The following is a 20,573-nucleotide window of genomic DNA, read 5'->3' as shown; positions in this document are numbered from 1 at the left end:
ACAAGCCGTGATGGAGGCCACCTCTGGTGGCCTCCATCACTAAGGGTTACCTTATTTATCTACGGAGCGTTATACGGAAGCCGACGCTCCGGCCTCGCGAAGAGCCCCTCCGGTGAACCAGTAAACGGCTCCGACCAGCAATCCCCCGCCCACGATGTTCCCCGGCACCGTGAACATCAGATTCCGGAAAAGATCACCGAACCCGGCTGAGCCATCCAGGATCGCGAGGCTGAAAACTGCCATGTTCGCCACGCAGTGCTCGAATCCGACGGCGACGAAAACAGCCACCGGCAGCCACAGGACGAAAATCTTGGCGGCATCGCCGCGGGCCCGGGTGAACATCCAGATGGCCAGGCAGACGAGCATGTTGCAGAGCACCGCGCGCCAGAACAGCTGCCCGCCGCTCAGCGCCATCTTCCCGTGCACCATCTCGGTGAGCATGGACCGCGCCGAGGCCGAGGAGGCCACGCCCGAGGCGTGCACCATGGCCCCGAAGGCGAAGGCACCGACCAGGTTCCCGGCCAGCGAGAGCGTCCAGGAGAGGATCAGGTCCCTGGGGCCGGTCCGCCCCGACAGGGCGCCGACCAGCATCACCATCACGTTGCTGGTGAAGAGCTGGGCGCCGGCGAACATCACGATGGTCAGGGCGATCGGGAAGACCGCGCCCTCCAGCAGTTTCACGGCCGGCGAGCCCTTGGCCACGAACGGCGAGATGGCCACCAGGAGCAGCACTTCACCGATGGCGATGTAAGCGCCCGCGAGCATCGCCGAGACGAAGTAGCGCGGCGGATGCCCGAGGTCATGGGCCTTGTGCTCGGCCTGCCCCGAGGTGGCTTCGACGTTCTGAGCGATGCTGTTCACCATTCGACGTTAGGTTCCGGCCGCTTCCCCGAGCGGACGATAAAGTCACGAAAGCGCAGGTCCGTGACCCTTCGGGGGCGGGACCTACGACCCCACCCCGGTCACCCCCCACGGCTCCGTAGACTCACTCCCCATGAGCAACGACCCCGCCGTGGAAATCCGCGGACTGGTGAAGCGGTACGGCCCCAAAACAGCGGTGGACGGCCTGGACCTCACCGTCCGGAGGGCCTCGGTCACCGCAGTCCTTGGTCCCAACGGCGCGGGCAAGACGACCACTGTGGAAACCTGCGAGGGCTACCGCCGCCCCGACGCCGGATCCGTCCGCGTCCTCGGCCTCGACCCCGTGGCGCAGGCCGAGGCGCTGCGCCCGCGCATCGGCGTGATGCTCCAGTCCGGCGGCGTCTACTCCGGCGCCCGCGCCGTCGAGATGCTGCGCCACATGGCCAAGCTCTACGCCGACCCCCTGGACGTCCCCACCCTGGTGGAACGGCTCGGCCTCGGCGGCTGCGGCCGCACCTCCTACCGCCGGCTCTCCGGCGGCCAGCAGCAGCGCCTGGCCCTCGCCATGGCCGTCGTCGGCCGCCCCGAGCTGGTCTTCCTGGACGAGCCGACCGCGGGCCTCGACCCGCAGGCCCGCCGCGCGACCTGGGACCTCGTACGGGAACTGCGCGCCGACGGGGTCTCCGTCGTCCTCACCACCCACCACATGGACGAGGCCGAGCAGCTCGCGGACGAGGTGGCCATCGTCGACGCGGGCCGGGTCATCGCCCACGGCACCCCCGACGCGCTGTGCCGCGGCGGCGCCGAGAACACCCTGCGCTTCACCGGCCGCCCCGCGCTCGACCTCGCCTCGCTGCTGAAGGCCCTGCCCGACGGCACCCAGGCCGCCGAGCTCCTCCCCGGCGTCTACCGGGTCACCGGCGACGTCGACCCCCAGCTGCTGGCCACCGTCGCCTCCTGGTGCGCGCAGCACGGGGTGATGCCCGACAGCCTCGCGGTCGAGCGGCACACCCTCGAAGACGTCTTTCTGGAACTGACCGGTAAGGAGCTGCGCGCATGAGCGCCGGTACGTTCACCCCGAATCCGGGGGCCGCGCCCGTGTCCCGCATGATCCTGGCGCAGACCGCGCTGGAGACGCGGATGCTGCTGCGCAACGGGGAGCAGCTGCTGCTGACGGTGATCATCCCGGCGCTGCTGCTGGTGCTGTTCTCCGCGGTCGACATCATCGATGTGGGCACGGGGAAGTCCGTGGACTTCCTCGCCCCCGGCATCCTGGCGCTGGCCGTGATGTCCACCGCCTTCACCGGCCAGGCCATCGCCACCGGCTTCGACCGGCGCTACGGGGTCCTCAAGCGGCTCGGGGCCTCCCCGCTGCCGCGCTGGGCGCTGATGGCCGCCAAGACGCTGTCCGTGCTGGTCACCGAGGTGCTCCAGATCGCGCTGCTGACGGTGATCGCCTTCGCCCTGGGCTGGTCCCCGCACGGGAACCCGCTCTCCGTGGCCCTGCTGATCCTGCTCGGCACCGCCGCCTTCTCCGGGCTCGGCCTGCTGATGGCCGGCACCCTGCGGGCGGAGGCCACGCTGGCCGCCGCCAACCTGGTCTTCCTGCTGCTCCTGGTCGGCGGCGGGGTGATCGTGCCGCTGGACAAGTTCCCCGGAGCCGTCCAGTCCGTCCTCGGCCTGCTCCCGATCTCCGCGCTCTCCGACGGGCTGCGCGAGGTGCTCCAGCACGGCGCCGCGCTGCCCTGGGGCGACGCGGCGGTCCTGGCGGCCTGGGCCGTACTCGGTCTGGGGGCCGCGGCGCGCTGGTTCCGCTGGGAGTGAATCCCTTCCCCCGAGCGTTGGCCTGGCAGGAGGATGGACGCCTCCACAGGGGAGCGCACCACAGACGCCGGGGGGCGGCATGGCGCAGCGGGAGGCCGTTCTGCGGCTGGACGAACAGTGGGCACGGATCCGGTCGGGCGCGGCGCACGCGGAGCCCGCGGAGGCCGACGCCCTGCTGGCCGAGCTGATCGGAGCCCTGCGCGAGCCGGCCCACGCCGACGCCGAGTGCGCGGCCCGGCTGGGTCTGCGCCTGGGCGACCTGGCGGCCCGCCGGTTCGCCGGCGGGGACCGGGCCGGGGCCCTGGCCGCCATCGAGGAGGGGCTGCGGTTCGCGCAGCAGGCGGCCGGGCACGCAGCCGAGTACGCCCGCTGGTACGCCCGGGGCCTGATCAACCAGGGGGTCTGGCTGGCCTGGCCCCTCAGTGACGGGGACCGGCTGCCGAAGCACCCGCTGGGCCCCGGCGCCGAGAGCGGCCCGAGCCCCATGGAGCGGGCCGCGGGCGAGCGGGCCCGGGACCTGACGCTCGGCGCGGTGGAGGTCTGGGCGGCCCTGGACCAGGAGGATCCGGTCAATCAGCGGGGCCTCGCGCAGGCGAAGGTGTTCCTCGGCGACCGGCTCGCCGAGCTGGGCCTGGCCGAGGAGTCCGTGGCCTGGGCGGTCGACGCGGAGGGCTCCTTCCGGCGGCTGCTCCTCACCGATCCCGGCGCCGAGGAGTCACTGGAGGCCGAAGAGGCCCTGGACCACATCGGCCGCCAGCTCGAACTGCGGCTGCGCTTCCTTTCCTTCACCTCCCTGGCCGGCCTGCGCACGCGCGGACTGCTGCCCGAACGGCTGCTGCCCCAGGCCGTGGTGGCCGCCCGGATCCAGGGCCTCCCGGAGGTGGAGATCGCCGCTCTGCTGGGGCTGGATCCCGACCAGGTCCACACGATGCTGGAGGTGACCCCCTGGGTCGCGGTGTGGCGCGTCGAGGTGCGCGGCGCCGACGGACTGTGGAACGTACAGCCACATCCCTGGCACAGCGGGGCGGAAGTGCGGAACAGGACAGCCGAGGACGTAGGGGCCGAATTGGTACACGGCTTCGCGGCCTCGGCCGACTACCCGGGCGCGTCGGCGCATTGGCGGATCCGCGTGTGGTGGCACGCCGAAGGCGACCCCGCCGGGGCCCGGTTCCGGCTGGTCATCGGCCCGGAGGGAGTCGGCGCCACCCCCTCGTGAAACTTTGCACAAGTGTCCGCGTACGATAAGGGCCGTGTTGACCCCCCTCTCTTATCTCGCCAGCCGCTGGACGCCGTCACCCCGGACCGTCCAGCGGGCCGCGTTCGCAGCGGTGCTCATGAGCGTCGTCATCGTCGTCACCGGCGGCGCGGTGCGGCTGACCGGATCCGGTCTCGGCTGCGACACCTGGCCCAAGTGCACCGGCGACAGCCTGATCGTGACCCAGGAGCAGGGCTTCCACGGCGCCATCGAGTTCGGCAACCGCATGCTGACGTACGTGCTCTGCGCGGCCGTTGGCTGGGCGATCACCGCCGCCCGCTGCGCCAAGCCGTGGCGCCGCTCGCTGACCCGGCTCGGCTGGCTCCAGTTCGCCATCGTGATGGGCAACGCGGTCCTCGGCGGCATCACCGTGCTGACGGGGCTCAACCCCTACAGCGTGGCCGGGCACTTCATGCTCGCCACCTCGCTGATCACCGTGACGGTGATCACCTGGCAGCGCACCCGCGAGGGTGACGGCCCGGCCCGGCCGCGCGTGCCCGCTCCGGTGCGCAAGCTCTCGTGGGCGCTGCTCGCGGCCACCGTCGTGCTGATCGCGGCGGGCACGGTGGTCACCGGCTCCGGCCCGCACGCCGGTGACAGCAGCGAGATCAAGCGGATGCCGTTCGACTGGTCGGCCACCGCCCACGTCCACGCGATCACCGCCTGGCTGGTGTGCGCGCTCGCCGTCGCGATGTGGCTGGTGCTGCGCGTGGTCGACGCCCCCCTGGACACCCGGGCGCGCGCCCGCGACCTGCTGATCGTGCTGCTCGCCCAGGGCGGCATCGGCTACGTCCAGTACTTCTCCGAGGTGCCCGAGCTCCTCGTGGCGGCCCACATGCTCGGCTCCTGCCTGGTGTGGATCTCGGTGCTCCGGGTGGCGCTGAGCCTGCGCGAGCGTCCGGCCGACCAGGCCGGGATCCCGGCCCAGGGCGACGCCCGGCTCGCCGCGGTCTAGCCCCGCCGGCCGGGTCCCGCGCGGGAGGCCCGGCCGTCAGCCCCGTTCGTCCAGCCGGTAGACGCGGCGGGCATTGCCCGCCGCGACCATCGCCGCTACCCGCTCCGCGTCCCGCCAGGACCAGGAGCCCTCGGCGACCCAGCCGCCGAGCACCCGGCCGAGCGCCTCGCGGAAGACCAGCGCGCCCACGGCGTGCAGTTCGGGCAGCTGCCGTCCGCCGCCGGAGAACATCAGCTTCCCGAACGGCGCAGCCTCCAGGCACTCCGCCAGCACGGCGGCCGCCCGCGCCCCCGTGTGCCCCAGCGCCGCACCAAGGTCGGCGTGGACGTGCGGGAAGGCCGCGGCCAGCAGCGCAGCCTGCCGGTGGTGGGGGTACCCGCCCAGGAGGACCAGCCGCGCCCCCAGCCCCCCGGTCGCCCGCAGGAACCCGGTCAGCCGCTCCGGCTCCCCCGACTCCCCTCCCGTGTGCAGCTGGAGCGGGAGCCCGCGGGACACCGCGCTCCACGCCAGGTGCCGCAGGAGTACGGGGTCCCGTACGGCCCCGCCCGCGGCCCGTCCGGCCAGCCAGCGCCCGGCCGCGCCCCGCACCTCGCCCGGGCCGGGCGGCTCGGGCGCGGCTTCGAGGGCCGCCACCCAGGCCCCGGCCCCCGGCCCGGCTCCGGCCCCGCAGGTGAAGGCCACGGCCCCGGCGGCGGCCTGGTGGACCGCCCCGGCGAGGTTGGCCAGGAAGGCGGCCACGGTCCCGGAGGTGTCCGCCGCCTGCTCGGCCAGCAGCTCCGGCCGCACCAGCTCGAAGGCCTCCGCCCCGCCCGCCAGGGCCAGTTCCTTGGGCCCGGTGAGGTCCCCGGGCACCCCGGTGTCGACGAGCCTGGTCCCGACCCCGCAGCCGCGCAGCAGCCGGCGGGCCGACTCGGCGCCGCCCAGTTCGCGCCGCCGGGCGAGGTAGCGGACGGGGGTGCAGTGCGGTTCGAGCCCGAGCAGCGGCGGGCACCAGCGGCGCACGGCGAAGCCGGCCTGGGTGTCGAAGAGGGTGGTGCCGGCGGCGGGCGGGCCGGCCGTGGGGATCAGCTGGGCCTCGAAGGTGGCGAGGCCCAGCTCCGTGCGGAGCACTCCCTGGCAGTACTGGTCCACCAGGGGCGGCGTTTCGATCATCCGGGCATCCCGTTGCGGACGTGAGGAAGGGGCTTCCACACGTCCTAACGGGTGAGCGGGGTGTGAGGTGTTGCTCGCGCTGTTGACCGAGCGGGTGACGCCCACGACACGGAAACGATCGAGCCAATGATCAGGCCAAGATCGACCGGGCCGGGCGGCCGCGTCGACCGGTCGGACCAGGCAGCTCGATCAGGCCGCCGGGTTCGCGGTTCCGCCGAGCTGCATGCCCGCCATCCGGGTCCACTCGTACGGCCCCGTCCGCACCCGCGCGGCGAACTCGCCGTCGAACTCATCGTGGAGGGTCAGCCCGGCCTTCTCGGCCGCGAGCCGCGCGGTGTCGTACGTAGGGGCCACCAGGTCGCCCCACTCGCCGTCGGTGCCGACGAGGACGATCCGGGTACCGGCCTGGCCGATGTGCGCGAGGTGGCCCTCGACGCCGCCGTGCTGCCCGGCGAACGCGCCGATCTGCTTGGCCAGCTTCGCGGCGCGGCGCTCCTGCTTCTTGTCCGCCGTGGCGGCGGTCTCCTCGGTGTCTGCCATGAGGGCATGCTACCGGCCGGTAATGAACGGAGGAAGCTTCACCGGCAAAGGATCACCGCGGAGGATCAGCGGAGGAACGGGTCCACCGCGACGGCGACGAAGAGCAGCGACACGTAGGTGATCGACCAGTGGAACAGGCGCATCTCCTTGAGCTTCGCGCCCGTCACGCCCGCCTTGGCGCGCGCGCTCAGCCCGTGCGCCTCCCAGAGCCACCAGCCGCCGGCCACCAGGGCGACCGAGGTGTAGAACCAGCCGGTGTACCCCAGCGGGGTCAGCAGCAGCGAGACCGCCACCATCACCCAGCTGTAGAGGACGATCTGCTTGGCCACGGCCTTGTTGCCCGCCACGACCGGCAGCATCGGCACGCCGACCCGCGCGTAGTCGTCCTTCACCTTCATCGACAGCGGCCAGTAGTGCGGCGGCGTCCAGAAGAAGATGACGAGGAAGAGGATGACGGCGGCCCAGGAGACCTCGTTCTTGACGGCCGACCAGCCGATGAGCACCGGCATGCAGCCGGCGATCCCGCCCCAGACGATGTTCTGCGAGGTGCGCCGCTTCAACAGCATCGTGTAGACGACGACGTAGAAGAGGAGCGCGCCGAGCGCGAGCGCCGCGGAGAGCCAGTTGATCAGCAGCCCGAAGAACAGGGTGGACCCGATCCCGAGGGTGATGCCGAAGACCAGGCACTCGCGCGGGCTGACCATGCCGGTCACCAGCGGGCGTCCGGAGGTCCGGTCCATCAACGCGTCGATGTCGCGGTCGATGTACATGTTCAGCGCGTTGGCGCCGCCCGCGGACAGGTAACCGCCGAAGCAGGTGGCGAGGACCAGCCACAGCGAGGGCACGCCCTGCTCGGCGAGGAACATCACCGGCACGGTCGTGATGAGCAGAAGCTCGATGATCCGCGGCTTGGTCAGTGCCACGAAAGCCATGGCCCGGGCCCCGAACGGCCGGTGACCGGGGCTCGTCCCGAGCACCCCCGCTGGACGGGATTCGACGGCCGTCACGCACACCCCTGACAGAGAATCCAGCAAGCTCCGACGTGAACCTTTTAAACATGAAGGTCGCGTAAAGGCTTGCGCGTACCACGCCACTCTAGACGTAGCCATTGGCTCGCCCCGCGCGGGGGTCACCCCCCGTCGCCCCGTGTTGGTCCGATCGGCGCTGAGACGTCACGCGCGGACCGCGGGTACTCGAATAGCTGCACGCTGTGGCGGGGGTAGGCTCGGAATCGCGCCGGTGCACCGTTCGTCACCGGGAACCAGACATGTGGAGAGGAGCCCTGACCCACGGTGAGCACCAAGCCGACGACCACAGAGCTCGACTGGACCGAACTGGACCAGCGTGCTGTCGACACCGCCCGGATCCTGGCCGCCGACGCGGTCCAGAAGGTCGGTAACGGCCACCCCGGTACGGCGATGAGCCTGGCCCCCGCCGCGTACACCCTCTTCCAGAAGGTGATGCGGCACGACCCGGCGGACCCGGAGTGGGTCGGCCGCGACCGTTTCGTGCTCTCCGCGGGTCACTCCTCGCTGACCCTGTACACCCAGCTCTACCTCGGTGGCTTCGGGCTGGAGCTGGACGACCTGAAGGCCTTCCGCACCTGGGGTTCGAAGACCCCGGGCCACCCGGAGTACGGCCACACCGCGGGTGTCGAGACCACCACCGGCCCGCTGGGCCAGGGCATCGCCAACGCGGTGGGCATGGCCATGGCCGCCCGCTACGAGCGCGGCCTGTTCGACCCCGAGGCCCCCACGGGCGCCTCCCCGTTCGACCACATGGTCTACGCGATCGCGGGCGACGGCTGCCTCCAGGAGGGCATCTCCCACGAGGCGTCCGCGCTGGCCGGCCACCAGAAGCTCGGCAACCTCGTGCTGCTGTGGGACGACAACCACATCTCCATCGAGGGCGACACGGAGACGGCCGTCTCCGAGGACACCCTGAAGCGCTACGAGGCGTACGGCTGGCACGTCCAGCGCGTCGCGCAGCAGGAGAACGGCGACCTCGACCCGAAGGCGCTGTTCGCCGCCCTGCAGGCCGCCAAGGCCGAGACGGAGCGCCCCTCCTTCATCGCGGCCCGCTCGATCATCGCCTGGCCGGCCCCGCACGCCCAGGGCACCGAGGCCTCGCACGGCTCGGCCCTCGGCAACGACGAGGTGGCCGCCACCAAGCGCGTGCTCGGCTTCGACCCGGAGCAGACCTTCGAGGTCTCCGACGCGGTCATCGCGCACACCCGCGCGCTGGGCGACCGGGGCCGCGAGGCCCGCGCCGCCTGGGAGAAGGAGTTCTCCGCCTGGCGCACCGCCAACCCGGAGCGCGCCGCCGAGTTCGACCGCATCAACGCGGGCGAGCTGCCCGCGGGCTGGGAGGACAAGCTCCCCGTCTTCGAGGCCGGCAAGGGCGTCGCCACCCGCGCCGCCTCGGGCAAGGTCCTCGAAGCGCTCGGCGCGGTCATCCCGGAGCTGTGGGGCGGCTCGGCCGACCTCGCCGGCTCCAACAACACCACCATCGACAAGAACTCCTCGTTCCTGCCGATCGGCAACCCGCTGCCGGAGGCCGACCCGTACGGCCGCACCATCCACTACGGCATCCGCGAGCACGCCATGGCCGCGGCCATGAACGGCATCGCCCTGCACGGCCACACCCGCATCTACGGCGGCACCTTCCTGGTGTTCTCCGACTACATGCGCAACGCCGTGCGCCTCTCCGCCCTGATGCACGTGCCGGTCACCTACGTGTGGACGCACGACTCCATCGGCCTCGGCGAGGACGGCCCGACGCACCAGCCGGTCGAGCACGTCGCCTCGCTGCGCGCCATCCCGGGCCTCAACGTGGTCCGCCCGGCCGACGCGAACGAGACCGCCGTCGCCTGGCGCGAGATCCTCAAGCGCCACACCAAGGTGTTCGGCAAGGGCGCCCCGCACGGTCTGGCGCTGACCCGCCAGGGCGTGCCGACCTACGAGCGCAACGAGGACGCCGCCAAGGGCGGGTACGTGCTCTTCGAGGCGGAAGGCGGCCCCGCGCAGGTCGTCCTCATCGGCACCGGCTCCGAGGTCCAGCTCGCCGTCGCCGCGCGCGAGGCGCTGCAGGCCGAGGGCGTCCCGGCGCGGGTCGTCTCGATGCCGTCCGTCGAGTGGTTCGAGGAGCAGTCCCAGGAGTACAAGGACAGCGTCCTGCCGCCTTCGGTCAAGGCGCGTGTCGCGGTCGAGGCCGGCATCGGCCTGACCTGGCACCGCTACGTCGGCGACGCGGGCCGGATCGTCTCGCTGGAGCACTTCGGTGCCTCGGCCGACGGTGCCGTGCTGTACCGCGAGTTCGGCCTCACCGCCGAAGCCGTGACCGCCGCCGCACGCGAGTCGCTCGCCGCCGCCGCGCGCTGACTCCCGCACCCAGACCAGTAGGAGATGCAATTCCCATGACAGACGCACTGAAGCGCCTTTCCGACGAGGGCGTGGCGATCTGGCTGGACGACCTGTCCCGCAAGCGGATCACGTCCGGCAACCTGGCCGAGCTCATCGACCAGCAGCACGTGGTGGGTGTCACCACCAACCCGGCGATCTTCCAGAAGGCGATCAGCGGCGGCGAGGGGTACGGGCAGCAGCTCGCCGACCTGGCCGCCCGCAAGGTCACCGTCGACGAGGCCATCCGCATGATCACCACGGCGGACGTCCGCGACGCCGCCGACATCCTGCGCCCGGTCTACGACTCGACCGAGGGTCAGGACGGCCGGGTCTCGATCGAGGTCGACCCGCGCCTCGCCCACAACACCGCGGCGACCATCGCCGAGGCCAAGCAGCTCGCCTGGCTGGTGGACCGTCCGAACACGCTCATCAAGATCCCGGCGACCAAGGCCGGCCTGCCGGCGATCACCGAGGTCATCGGCAAGGGCATCAGCGTCAACGTGACGCTGATCTTCTCGCTGGAGCGCTACCGCGAGGTCATGGACGCGTACCTGGCGGGTCTGGAGAAGGCGAAGGCCGCGGGCCTGGACCTCTCCAAGATCCACTCGGTCGCCTCCTTCTTCGTGTCCCGCGTGGACTCCGAGATCGACAAGCGCCTCGACGCCCTCGGCACCGACGAGGCCAAGGCCCTCAAGGGCAAGGCGGCGCTCGCGAACGCCCGTCTGGCCTACGAGGCCTACGAGGAGGTCTTCTCGACCGAGCGCTGGGCCGCCCTGGACAAGGCGCACGCCAACAAGCAGCGTCCGCTCTGGGCCTCGACCGGCGTCAAGGACCCGGCGTACAAGGACACCCTGTACGTGGTGGACCTGGTCGCCCCCGGCACCGTCAACACCATGCCGGAGGCCACCCTGGAGGCCACCGCCGACCACGGCGTGGTCGAGGGCGACACCATCCGCGGTACGTACGAGCAGTCGCGCGCCGAGCTCGCCGCGGTCGCGAAGCTGGGCATTTCGTACGACGATGTGGTGCAGCTGCTCGAAGAAGAGGGCGTCGAGAAGTTCGCGGTGTCCTGGAACGACCTGCTGAAGTCGACCGAGGCGGAGCTCCAGCGCCTCGCCCCCACGGAGGCCTGAACACTTTGTCTGTAAACGGAGCGAACCCGCTTCGTGACGCACAGGACCGGCGGCTCCCGCGCATCGCGGGGCCGTCCGGCCTGGTCATTTTCGGCGTTACGGGTGACCTGTCGCGCAAGAAGCTGATGCCTGCCGTCTACGACCTCGCCAACCGCGGCCTGCTCCCGCCGGGCTTCTCCCTGATCGGGTTCGCCCGACGCGAGTGGCAGGACGAGGACTTCGCGCAGGAGGTTCACGACGCGGTCAAGCAGCACGCGCGCACCCCTTTCCGTGAAGAGGTCTGGCAGCAGCTGGTACAGGGCTGCCGCTTCGTCCAGGGCGACTTCGACGACGACCAGGCGTTCGACACGCTGAAGTCGACGATCGAGGAGCTGGACAAGGCGCAGGGCACCGGCGGCAACTTCGCCTTCTACCTGTCCGTCCCGCCGAAGTTCTTCCCCAAGGTCGTCGCCCAGCTCAAGAAGCACGGGCTGGCGGACCAGAAGGAGGGCTCCTGGCGGCGCGCGGTCATCGAGAAGCCGTTCGGGCACGACCTGACCAGTGCGCAGGAGCTCAACCAGCTCGTGCACGACGTCTTCCCGCCCAACGAGGTCTTCCGGATCGACCACTACCTGGGCAAGGAGACCGTCCAGAACATCCTGGCGCTCCGCTTCGCCAACACGATGTTCGAGCCGATCTGGAACCGTTCCTACGTGGACCACGTGCAGATCACCATGGCCGAGGACATCGGCATCGGCGGCCGGGCCGGCTACTACGACGGCATCGGCGCGGCCCGCGACGTCATCCAGAACCACCTGCTCCAGCTGCTGGCGCTCACGGCGATGGAGGAGCCCGGCTCCTTCCACCCCAAGGCGCTGGTGGCCGAGAAGCTCAAGGTGCTGACCGCCGTGGAGCTGCCCGAGGACCTGGGCAAGCACACCGTGCGCGGCCAGTACTCGGCGGCGTGGCAGGGCGGCGAGAAGGTCGTCGGGTACCTCGAAGAGGACGGCATCGACCCCAAGTCGAAGACCGACACCTACGCGGCCATCCGCCTGGAGATCAACAACCGCCGCTGGGCGGGCGTCCCGTTCTACCTGCGGACCGGCAAGCGCCTGGGCCGCCGGGTGACCGAGATCGCGGTCGTCTTCAAGCGGGCCCCGTACCTTCCGTTCGAGTCGGGCGCGACCGAGGAGCTGGGGCAGAACGCCCTGGTCATCCGGGTCCAGCCGGACGAGGGCGTGACGGTGCGCTTCGGCTCCAAGGTTCCGGGCACCTCCATGGAGGTGCGCGACGTGACGATGGACTTCGCCTACGGCGAGTCCTTCACGGAGTCGAGCCCCGAGGCCTACGAGCGGCTGATCCTCGACGTCCTGCTGGGTGACGCGAACCTGTTCCCGCGCCACCAGGAGGTCGAGCTGTCCTGGAACATCCTCGACCCGATCGAGAAGTACTGGGACACGCACGGCAAGCCCGCGCAGTACCCGTCGGGCACCTGGGGGCCGGTCGAGGCGGACGAGATGCTCGCACGAGACGGACGGAGCTGGCGCCGGCCATGAAGATCGATCTCACGGAGACCAACTCCAGCAAGATCAACGCCTCGTTGGTGCAGGCGCGCCGGGACATCGGCACGCCTGCCATCGGGATGGTGCTCACGCTGGTGATCGTGACCGACGAGGAGAACGCGTACGACGCGCTCAAGTCGGCGAACGACGCGTCCCGCGAACACCCTTCGCGGATCGTCGTCGTCATCAAGCGGGTCAGCCGCTCGCCGCGCAGCCGCCGCGACGCCCGTCTCGACGCGGAAGTCCGCGTCGGGACGGACTCCGGCACCGGCGAAACGGTTGTCCTGCGCCTGCACGGCGAACTGGTCGACCACGCCCAGTCGGTGGTTCTCCCGCTCCTCCTCCCGGACGCGCCCGTCGTCGTCTGGTGGCCGGAAGGTGCTCCGCAGGACCTGGCGGGCGACCCCCTGGGGTCGCTCGGCCAGCGCCGGATCACGGACACCTACTCCGCCGAGGACCCGATCGAGGCGCTCGGCAGCCGCGCGGTGGCGTACGCACCCGGGGACACGGACCTGTCCTGGACCCGGATCACCCCGTGGCGCTCCATGCTGGCGGCGGCGCTCGACCAGCAGGTCCACTCGGTGACCTCGGCCACGGTCGAGGGCGAGGACGACAACCCGAGCTGCGAGCTGCTGGCCATGTGGCTCGCGGACCGGCTCCAGGTCCCCGTCAAGCGCACCTCCTCGGCGGGCCCCGGGCTCACCGCGGTGCGCCTGGAGACCAAGGACGGGGAGATCGTCCTGGACCGGGCGGACGGGGCGCTGGCCACGCTGTGCATGCCGGGGCAGCCCGACCGTGCGGTGGCGCTGAAGCGCCGCGACACGGCCGAGCTCCTGGCGGAGGAACTCCGCCGCCTGGACCCGGACAACACGTACGAGGCCTCCCTGAAGTTCGGCGTCGCCCGCCTGACCCCTCCGGCCGAGCCGGCTCCCGCACCCGCGAAGCCCGCTCCCGCCAAGGCGGAGGCCCCGGCGGCGAAGCCCGCTCCGGCCAAGCCGGCCAAGAAGGCCGCAGCGAAGTAACGGTCCGCTGCGCGGAGCCGTCCCCGCTCCGCGCAGCGGCACCACCCCGAACTACCGACAAGGCGGCAGCACATGGGTATGACGACTCCCCAGGTCGTCGTCCACCGGGACAAGGAGCTGATGGCCCAGGCCGCGGCCGCCCGGCTGATCACGAAGATCGTGGACGCACAGGCGGCCCGCGGCACCGCGTCGGTGGTCCTCACCGGCGGCCGCAACGGCAACGGCCTCCTCGCCGCACTCGCCGCGGCCCCCGCCCGGGACGCCATCGACTGGTCGCGGATCGACCTGTGGTGGGGCGACGAGCGCTACGTCCCCGCCGACGACCCCGAGCGCAACCACGTCCAGGCCCGTGAGGCCCTGCTGGACTCCGTCCCGGTGGACCCCGCGCGGGTCCACGCCATGCCCGCCTCCGACGGCCCGTACGGGGTCGACGTGGACGCGGCGGCGGCTTCCTACGCGGCGGAGCTCCTCAAGGCCTCGGGCCCGGAGGACCACGGCCCGGTCCCCCGCTTCGACGTCCTGATGCTGGGCGTGGGCCCGGACACGCACGTGGCCTCGCTGTTCCCGGAGCACCCGGCGTCCCGCGAGAGCGAGCGCACCGTCGTCGGCGTCCACGGCGCTCCCAAGCCGCCGCCGACCCGGATCTCCCTCACCCTCCCGGCGATCCGGGCGGCCCGCGAGGTCTGGCTCCTGGCGGCCGGCGAGGACAAGGCCGGGGCGGTGGCGATCGCGCTGGGCGGTGCGGGCGAGGTCCAGGCTCCGGCGGCGGCCGCGTACGGCCGGGCCCGGACCCTGTGGCTCCTCGACCGCGCGGCGGCCGCGAAGCTGCCGCCGGCGATGTACCCGCCGGCCTCGGCCTGATCCCCGTAGAACACGACAGGGCCCGCCCTCCTCCCGGAGGGCGGGCCCTGTTGCCGTTGACCGTCAGCGGCCCCGCAGCGAGCGGTACGCGGCCACGAGCGCACGGGTCGACGGGTCCAGGCCCGGTACCTCGGTGCCGTCGGTGAGCGCGGGCTCGATCCGCTTGGCCAGGACCTTCCCGAGCTCCACGCCCCACTGGTCGAAGGAGTCGATGTTCCAGACCGCGCCCTGGACGAAGACCTTGTGCTCGTAGAGCGCGATGAGCTGGCCCAGGACCGACGGGGTAAGCTCGGTCGCCAGGATGGTCGTCGTCGGGTGGTTGCCCGCGAACGTCTTGTGCGGGACCAGCGGTTCGGCGACGCCCTCCGCCCGGACCTCGTCCGCCGTCTTGCCGAAGGCCAGCGCCTGCGTCTGCGCGAAGAAGTTCGCCATGAGCAGGTCGTGCTGGGCCGCCAGCGCGGGCGACAGTTCGTCCACCGGCCGGGCGAAGCCGATGAAGTCCGCCGGGATCACCTTGGTGCCCTGGTGGATCAACTGGTAGTAGGCGTGCTGGCCGTTGGTGCCGGGCGTGCCCCACACCACCGGACCGGTCTGCCAGTCCACCGGATTGCCCTCGCGGTCCACCGACTTGCCGTTGGACTCCATGTCCAGCTGCTGCAGGTAGGCGGTGAACCGGGAGAGGTAGTGGCTGTACGGGAGCACCGCGTGCGACTGGGCGTCGAAGAAGGCCCCGTACCAGATGCCCAGCAGGCCCAGCAGCAGCGGGGCGTTCTCCTCGGCGGGCGCCGTGCGGAAGTGCTCGTCCATGGCGTGGAATCCGCCGAGCAGTTCCCGGAAGGCGTCCGGGCCGATCGCGATCATCAGGGACAGCCCGATCGCGGAGTCGAAGGAGTAGCGTCCGCCGACCCAGTCCCAGAACTCGAACATGTTGGCCGTGTCGATGCCGAAGCCGGCGACCTTCTCCTCGTTGGTGGAGAGCGCCACGAAGTGCCGTGCCACGGCCGCCTGGTCCCCGCCGACACCCGCGAGCAGCCATTCCCGCGCCGAGGTGGCGTTGGTGATGGTCTCGATCGTCGTGAAGGTCTTGGACGCGATGATGAAGAGCGTCTGCTCCGGGTCCAGGTCCCGCACCGCCTCGTGGAGGTCGGCGCCGTCCACGTTGGACACGAAGCGCAGGGTCAGGCCCCGGTCGGAGAAGGCGCGCAGCGCCTCGTACGCCATCGCCGGACCGAGGTCGGAGCCGCCGATGCCGATGTTGACGACGTTGGTGATGGGCTTGCCGGTGAAGCCGGTCCACTTCCCCGACCGGACCTGGTCGGCGAAGGCCGCCATCTTGTCGAGCACCGCGTGGACGCCGGGTACGACGTTCTCGCCGTCCACCTCGACGACCGCGTCCCTCGGGGCGCGGAGCGCGGTGTGCAGGACCGCCCGGTCCTCGGTCGTGTTGATCTTCTCGCCGCGGAACATGGCATCGCGCAGCTCCGACACCCCGGTCGCGGCGGCCAGTTCGCGCAGCAGTGCCAGCGTCTCGTCGGTCACGAGGTGCTTGGAGTAGTCGATGTGCAGGTCTCCGACCCGCAGGGTGTAGCCGGTGCCCCGGCCCGGATTCGTCTCGAACAGCTCCCGCAGATGCGTCTGCCCCAGCTCGTCCCGGTGCTTGCCCAGTGCCAGCCATTCCGGCATCCGGTTGAGCTTCGTACGGCTGTCTGCATTCATCTCGGACATCAACCCACTTCTTCCGTCCTGTCGTGCCCCGCCGTTCTCCAACCTAAGGGATAAGAAGGGGAACAACCGACACAAAGCAGCCCGGCCCGCAAGAGAGAAGACTCTTGCGGGCCGGGCCGGTCGTCACATCAGTTGTTCATCTGGCACGCGTCAGATCTCGCCGCGCAGTTTGGCGAGCGCCTCGGCGAGGATCGCCTCGCCGTCGGCGTCCGTCCGCCGCTCCCGTACGTACGCCAGGTGCGTCTTGTACGGCTCGGTGCGCGGCGGCGCGGGCGGGTTGTCCCGGTCCTGGCCGGCCGGGAACCCGCAGCGCGGGCAGTCCCAGGTATCCGGCACCTGCGCGTCGCTGGCGAAGCTCGGCTGCGTCTCGTGCCCGTTCGAGCACCAGAAGGAGATGCGCAGGCGGGGCGCGGACTCGCCGCGCTCGGCCTCACCCATCGGCCCCGCTCCGACCCGACTGCCACGGATCGCGTTGCCACTTGCCACGGTCGTAACTCCCTGCGTGATGGTGCCGCGAAACGTGAGTGGATTCCGTCGCGGGCGCCCAAGTCTACGTAAGGCAGGGCGCCCGTCCAGGAGTGGAGTTACCCATTCCAGACAAGGACGCCGGACCTCATGATAGGCCGGGGGGAGCCGACCGGACCGCCGGAATGACCAGAACGGTTCAGCTGTTGGTCTTCACGAGCAGGCCGAGCACGACGATGCACGCGAACCAGAGCAGGCCGACCACCACGGTGATGCGGTCCAGGTTGCGCTCCGCGACCGAGGAGCCGCCGACCGACGACTGCATGCCGCCGCCGAACATGTCGGAAAGGCCGCCGCCCTTGCCCTTGTGCATCAGCACGAGCAGCATCAGCAGGGCGCTGAAGACGACCAGGGCGATCTCGAACCCCATAATCACGGCTGATTCCTACTTTCGTGGCTTTACTGGCTTTCCGGCGTTCCCGCAGTGCCGATAACGAGCACGGGGGCCAGCGGCTGATTCAGCCTGCTGGCCCCCGCAAGGGTACGACGGATCCGCCCTACCGCATACTCACGATGACCGTCACTGGTCGCGGAACCGGACGATCTTCACGAACTCGTCCGCGTCCAGCGCCGCGCCGCCGATCAGGGCGCCGTCGACGTCGGGCTGGGCCATGATCGCGGCGATGTTGCCGGACTTGACCGAGCCGCCGTACTGGATGCGGACCTTGTCGGCCAGCTCCTGCGAGTACAGCTCCGCGAGGCGGACGCGGATGGCACCGCAGACCTCCTGCGCGTCCTCGGGGGTGGCGACCTCGCCGGTCCCGATCGCCCAGACGGGCTCGTACGCGATCACGATGGATTCGACCTGCTCGGCCGGGACGTCCTTGAGGCCGCCGTCGAGCTGGGCCAGCGTGTACTGGACCTGCTGGCCGGCCTTGCGGATGTCCAGGCCCTCGCCGACGCACAGGATCGGGGTGATCCCGTGCTTGTAGGCGGCCTTGACCTTGGCGTTGCAGATCTCGTCGTTCTCGCCGTGGTACTGACGGCGCTCGCTGTGGCCGACGGCCACGAACGTGCACTTCAGCTTCGACAGCATCGGGCCGGAGATCTCGCCGGTGTAGGCACCGGAGTCGTGCGCCGAGATGTCCTGGGCGCCGTACTTGATCTTCAGCTTGTCGCCGTCGACCAGGGTCTGGACCGAGCGGAGGTCGACGAAGGGCGGCAGGACCGCGACCTCGACGGCGTCGTAGTCCTTGTCGGCCAGGGCGAAGGCGAGCTTCTGGACGTGGGCGATGGCCTCGAGGTGGTTGAGGTTCATCTTCCAGTTGCCCGCCATCAGCGGGGTACGCGTGGTCATACGGGTTCAGACCTCCAGTGCGGCGAGGCCGGGGAGCGTCTTGCCCTCGAGGTACTCGAGGGAGGCGCCGCCACCGGTCGAAATGTGGCCGAAAGCGTTCTCGTCGAAGCCGAGCGTGCGCACGGCGGCGGCCGAGTCGCCACCGCCGACGACGGTGAAGGCGCTGCTGTCGACGAGGGCCTGCGCAATGGCGCGCGTGCCGCCGGCGTAGTCGGGGTGCTCGAAGACGCCCACCGGACCGTTCCAGAAGACGGTCTCGGCATCGGCGATCTTCGAGGCGTACAGCTCGCGGGTCTTGGGACCGATGTCCAGACCCTCCTGGTCGGCGGGGATCTTGTCCGCGTCGACGGTGATGAAGTCCGCGGGAGCCTTGGTCTTCAGGTCCGGGAAGTCCTTGGAGGCGAGGATGTCGACCGGGAGGACCAGCTCGACACCGTTGGCCTCGGCGCGCTGCATGTACTCCTTGACGACGTCCACCTGGTCCTTCTGGAGCAGGGAGATGCCGACCTCGTAGCCCTTGGCGTAGAGGAAGGTGTACGCCATGCCGCCGCCGATGAGGAGGCGGTCGGCCTTGCCGAGCAGCTCGTCGATGACGGCGAGCTTGTCGGAGACCTTGGCGCCGCCGAGGATGACCACGTACGGGCGCTTGACCTCGGCGGTCAGCTTCTTCAGGACGCCGACCTCGGTGGCGATGAGGTAGCCGGCCGCGTGCGGGAGGCGCGCGGGGAGGTCGAAGACCGAGGCGTGCTTGCGGTGGACAGCGCCGAAGCCGTCGCCGACGTAGATGTCGGCCAGCTCGGCGAGCTGGTCCGCGAAGGCGCCGCGCTCGGCGTCGTCCTTCGAGGTCTCACCGGCGTTGAAGCGCAGGTTCTCGATGACGGCGACCTTGCCGTCGGCGAGGGCGGCGACGGTCTCCTTGGCGGAGGCGCCGACCGTGTCGGTGGCGAACGCGACGTCCGTGCCGAGCAGCTCGCCGAGGCGGGCGGCGGCGGGCGCCAGCGAGAAGGCCGGGTCCGGGGCGCCCTTGGGGCGGCCCAGGTGCGAGGCCACAACCACGCGGGCGCCGGCCTCGGCGAGCTTCGCGATGGTGGGCTGCACGGCGCGGATGCGGCCGTCGTCGGTGATCTCGCCGTTCGAGAGCGGCACGTTCAGGTCGGCGCGTACGAAGACACGCTTGCCGGACACGCCCTCGGCGAGAAGTTCGTCGATCGTCTTCATGCTGTTTTCTACTCCTTTTCCCTGCCCGGGACTTTACCCGTGCGGGGCGAGAGGGGTACGAGGCAAGCAACAGGGCCCGTACAGCGCTTCATCGCGCTGCCCGAGCCCCGGTGCTCACATCGTGGTGCCTTGCCTTGGTGCTTAGAGCTGACCGCCGACGAACACGGTCAGGTCGACGAGGCGGTTGGAGTAGCCCCACTCGTTGTCGTACCAGCCGATGACCTTGACGCTCTTGCCCTGGACCATGGTCAGGGAGGAGTCGAAGGTGCAGGAGTACGGCCAGTTCACGATGTCGGAAGAGACGATCGCGTCCTCGGTGTAGTCCAGGATGCCCTTGAGCTGGCCCTGAGAAGCCTTCTGGAAGGCCGAGTTGACCTCGTCCTTGGTGACTTCGCGCTCCAGCTCGATGACCAGGTCGGTCACGGAACCGGTGGGGACCGGAACGCGCATCGCGATGCCGTCGAGCTTGCCCGCCAGCTCCGGGATGACCAGCGCGGTGGCCTTGGCGGCCCCCGTGGTGGTCGGGATGATGTTCTCGGCGGCCGCGCGCGCCCGGCGCAGGTCCGAGTGCGGGAAGTCCAGGATGCGCTGGTCGTTCGTGTACGCGTGGACCGTCGTCATCATGCCCTTGACGATGCCGAAGTTCTCGAGGAGGACCTTGGCCATCGGCGCCACGCAGTTGGTGGTGCAGGAGGCGTTGGAGATGACGTGGTGGTTGGCCGCGTCGTACTTGTCCTGGTTGACGCCCATCACGATCGTGATGTCCTCGTCCTTGGCCGGAGCCGAGATGAGGACCTTCTTCGCGCCGGCCGCGATGTGCTTGGCGGCGTCGGCCTTCTTCGTGAAGATGCCGGTCGACTCGATGACGATGTCGGCACCCAGCTCGCCCCAGGGGAGGTTCGCGGGGTCACGCTCGGCGAAGGTCTTGAAGGTGTTGCCGCCAACGGTGATGGTGTCGGCGGTGTGGCTGACCTCGGCCTCGAGACGACCCAGGATGGTGTCGTACTTGAGCAGGTGAACCAGGGTCGCGTTGTCCGTCAGGTCGTTGACACCGACGATCTCGATGTCCGCTCCCTGCTTCAGGAGCGCCCGGAAGTAGTTACGGCCAATTCGGCCAAAACCATTGATGCCTACGCGGATCGTCACGAACCGATCTCCTCGTTGGTGCGCCGGCCTGTCCGCCGGCGAGCTGTATGGGATGTCCCCGACCGCTTACGACCCTACCTCTCCGTGAGCTTTTGAGTGACATCGAGCAGCCTCTGA

Annotated in this window: 19 protein-coding genes; 9 read left to right on the top strand and 10 right to left on the bottom strand. The window is 70.6% G+C overall.

Annotation, left to right across the window (positions count from 1 at the left end):
* Nucleotides 1–69: 69 nt before the first annotated feature.
* Entirely contained in the window at nt 70–861 is a 792-nt protein-coding gene (locus NLX94_RS17685) for a formate/nitrite transporter family protein (RefSeq protein ID WP_254383813.1), read from the bottom strand.
* A 133-nt stretch (nt 862–994) separates the two neighbouring features.
* On the opposite strand from NLX94_RS17685, the gene NLX94_RS17680 reads away from it, so the two are divergent.
* The 4 genes from NLX94_RS17680 (at nt 995) to NLX94_RS17665 (ending at nt 4,895) form a co-directional block, all read left to right on the top strand.
* Nucleotides 995–1,921 carry an ABC transporter ATP-binding protein gene (locus tag NLX94_RS17680; protein WP_254383812.1) on the top strand — a complete coding sequence of 309 codons (927 nt, stop codon included), beginning with the start codon at nt 995–997 and terminating at the stop codon, nt 1,919–1,921.
* Nucleotides 1,918–2,685 carry an ABC transporter permease gene (locus NLX94_RS17675; RefSeq protein ID WP_254383811.1) on the top strand — a complete coding sequence of 256 codons (768 nt, stop codon included), beginning with the start codon at nt 1,918–1,920 and terminating at the stop codon, nt 2,683–2,685. Before NLX94_RS17680 ends, NLX94_RS17675 begins: the two co-directional genes overlap by 4 nt.
* A gap of 79 nt (nt 2,686–2,764) precedes the next feature.
* The gene (locus tag NLX94_RS17670; RefSeq protein ID WP_254383810.1) at nt 2,765–3,901 is read left to right on the top strand and encodes a hypothetical protein; all 1,137 of its coding nucleotides are present in this window, start codon (nt 2,765–2,767) and stop codon (nt 3,899–3,901) included.
* 4 nt (nt 3,902–3,905) lie between these two features.
* Entirely contained in the window at nt 3,906–4,895 is a 990-nt protein-coding gene (locus NLX94_RS17665) for a heme A synthase (protein ID WP_254383809.1), read from the top strand.
* A 36-nt stretch (nt 4,896–4,931) separates the two neighbouring features.
* Here NLX94_RS17665 and NLX94_RS17660 read toward each other — a convergent pair whose 3' ends face one another.
* The 3 genes from NLX94_RS17660 to NLX94_RS17650 form a co-directional block, all read right to left on the bottom strand.
* A complete protein-coding gene (locus NLX94_RS17660; RefSeq protein ID WP_254383808.1) occupies nt 4,932–6,047 on the bottom strand; it encodes an amidohydrolase in 1,116 nt (371 codons plus the stop codon).
* A 189-nt stretch (nt 6,048–6,236) separates the two neighbouring features.
* Complete coding sequence (locus NLX94_RS17655; RefSeq protein ID WP_254383807.1) at nt 6,237–6,587, bottom strand: hypothetical protein; 351 nt, start codon at nt 6,585–6,587, stop codon at nt 6,237–6,239.
* Nucleotides 6,588–6,652: 65 nt separating this feature from the next.
* The gene (locus NLX94_RS17650) at nt 6,653–7,600 is read right to left on the bottom strand and encodes a heme o synthase (RefSeq protein WP_254383973.1); all 948 of its coding nucleotides are present in this window, start codon (nt 7,598–7,600) and stop codon (nt 6,653–6,655) included.
* A 279-nt stretch (nt 7,601–7,879) separates the two neighbouring features.
* On the opposite strand from NLX94_RS17650, the gene tkt reads away from it, so the two are divergent.
* The 5 genes from tkt (at nt 7,880) to pgl (ending at nt 14,545) form a co-directional block, all read left to right on the top strand.
* Nucleotides 7,880–9,967, top strand: coding sequence for a transketolase (gene tkt / locus NLX94_RS17645; protein WP_254383805.1), 2,088 nt, complete (start codon nt 7,880–7,882; stop codon nt 9,965–9,967).
* Nucleotides 9,968–10,002: 35 nt separating this feature from the next.
* Nucleotides 10,003–11,121: a transaldolase gene (gene tal, locus NLX94_RS17640; RefSeq protein WP_254383804.1), complete on the top strand. Its 1,119-nt coding sequence runs from the start codon at nt 10,003–10,005 to the stop codon at nt 11,119–11,121.
* A 5-nt stretch (nt 11,122–11,126) separates the two neighbouring features.
* Complete coding sequence (zwf, locus tag NLX94_RS17635; protein ID WP_254383802.1) at nt 11,127–12,656, top strand: glucose-6-phosphate dehydrogenase; 1,530 nt, start codon at nt 11,127–11,129, stop codon at nt 12,654–12,656.
* Entirely contained in the window at nt 12,653–13,684 is a 1,032-nt protein-coding gene (gene opcA, locus NLX94_RS17630; protein WP_254383801.1) for a glucose-6-phosphate dehydrogenase assembly protein OpcA, read from the top strand. Before zwf ends, opcA begins: the two co-directional genes overlap by 4 nt.
* Nucleotides 13,685–13,762: 78 nt before the next feature.
* Nucleotides 13,763–14,545: a 6-phosphogluconolactonase gene (pgl, locus tag NLX94_RS17625; protein WP_254383800.1), complete on the top strand. Its 783-nt coding sequence runs from the start codon at nt 13,763–13,765 to the stop codon at nt 14,543–14,545.
* Nucleotides 14,546–14,608: 63 nt separating this feature from the next.
* On the opposite strand, the gene pgi is transcribed toward pgl, so the two are convergent.
* The 6 genes from pgi to gap all read right to left on the bottom strand — a co-directional run bounded on the left by pgi (nt 14,609) and on the right by gap (nt 20,456).
* Nucleotides 14,609–16,261, bottom strand: coding sequence for a glucose-6-phosphate isomerase (gene pgi, locus NLX94_RS17620; protein WP_254383972.1), 1,653 nt, complete (start codon nt 16,259–16,261; stop codon nt 14,609–14,611).
* A gap of 159 nt (nt 16,262–16,420) precedes the next feature.
* Nucleotides 16,421–16,756: an RNA polymerase-binding protein RbpA gene (locus NLX94_RS17615; RefSeq protein ID WP_007263454.1), complete on the bottom strand. Its 336-nt coding sequence runs from the start codon at nt 16,754–16,756 to the stop codon at nt 16,421–16,423.
* Between the two features lie 178 nt (nt 16,757–16,934).
* Nucleotides 16,935–17,165 carry a preprotein translocase subunit SecG gene (secG, locus tag NLX94_RS17610; protein ID WP_254383971.1) on the bottom strand — a complete coding sequence of 77 codons (231 nt, stop codon included), beginning with the start codon at nt 17,163–17,165 and terminating at the stop codon, nt 16,935–16,937.
* A gap of 150 nt (nt 17,166–17,315) precedes the next feature.
* A complete protein-coding gene (tpiA, locus tag NLX94_RS17605) occupies nt 17,316–18,092 on the bottom strand; it encodes a triose-phosphate isomerase (protein WP_254383799.1) in 777 nt (258 codons plus the stop codon).
* A 6-nt stretch (nt 18,093–18,098) separates the two neighbouring features.
* Nucleotides 18,099–19,310 carry a phosphoglycerate kinase gene (gene pgk / locus NLX94_RS17600; RefSeq protein WP_254383798.1) on the bottom strand — a complete coding sequence of 404 codons (1,212 nt, stop codon included), beginning with the start codon at nt 19,308–19,310 and terminating at the stop codon, nt 18,099–18,101.
* A 141-nt stretch (nt 19,311–19,451) separates the two neighbouring features.
* Nucleotides 19,452–20,456: a type I glyceraldehyde-3-phosphate dehydrogenase gene (gene gap / locus NLX94_RS17595; protein WP_254383797.1), complete on the bottom strand. Its 1,005-nt coding sequence runs from the start codon at nt 20,454–20,456 to the stop codon at nt 19,452–19,454.
* Nucleotides 20,457–20,573 lie beyond the last annotated feature (117 nt).

This window comes from Streptomyces sp. TBY4 (assembly GCF_024213195.1).
In the GTDB taxonomy this organism is placed as follows: Bacteria; Actinomycetota; Actinomycetes; order Streptomycetales; family Streptomycetaceae; genus Streptomyces.
The sequence above is the reverse complement of the archived record's forward strand: the minus strand, read 5'-3'. Positions and strand labels throughout refer to the sequence as shown.

Bases quoted from the DNA above. Each gene is read 5' to 3' on its own strand.
- NLX94_RS17680 (WP_254383812.1), top strand. From the start codon at position 995: ATGAGCAACGACCCCGCCGTGGAAATCCGCGGACTGGTGAAGCGGTAC.
- NLX94_RS17675 (WP_254383811.1), top strand. From the start codon at position 1,918: ATGAGCGCCGGTACGTTCACCCCGAATCCGGGGGCCGCGCCCGTGTCC.
- NLX94_RS17670 (WP_254383810.1), top strand. From the start codon at position 2,765: ATGGCGCAGCGGGAGGCCGTTCTGCGGCTGGACGAACAGTGGGCACGG.
- NLX94_RS17660 (WP_254383808.1), bottom strand. From the start codon at position 6,047: ATGATCGAAACGCCGCCCCTGGTGGACCAGTACTGCCAGGGAGTGCTC.
- NLX94_RS17655 (WP_254383807.1), bottom strand. From the start codon at position 6,587: ATGGCAGACACCGAGGAGACCGCCGCCACGGCGGACAAGAAGCAGGAG.
- tal (WP_254383804.1), top strand. From the start codon at position 10,003: ATGACAGACGCACTGAAGCGCCTTTCCGACGAGGGCGTGGCGATCTGG.
- opcA (WP_254383801.1), top strand. From the start codon at position 12,653: ATGAAGATCGATCTCACGGAGACCAACTCCAGCAAGATCAACGCCTCG.
- pgl (WP_254383800.1), top strand. From the start codon at position 13,763: ATGACGACTCCCCAGGTCGTCGTCCACCGGGACAAGGAGCTGATGGCC.
- pgi (WP_254383972.1), bottom strand. From the start codon at position 16,261: ATGAATGCAGACAGCCGTACGAAGCTCAACCGGATGCCGGAATGGCTG.
- secG (WP_254383971.1), bottom strand. From the start codon at position 17,165: ATGGGGTTCGAGATCGCCCTGGTCGTCTTCAGCGCCCTGCTGATGCTG.
- tpiA (WP_254383799.1), bottom strand. From the start codon at position 18,092: ATGACCACGCGTACCCCGCTGATGGCGGGCAACTGGAAGATGAACCTC.
- pgk (WP_254383798.1), bottom strand. From the start codon at position 19,310: ATGAAGACGATCGACGAACTTCTCGCCGAGGGCGTGTCCGGCAAGCGT.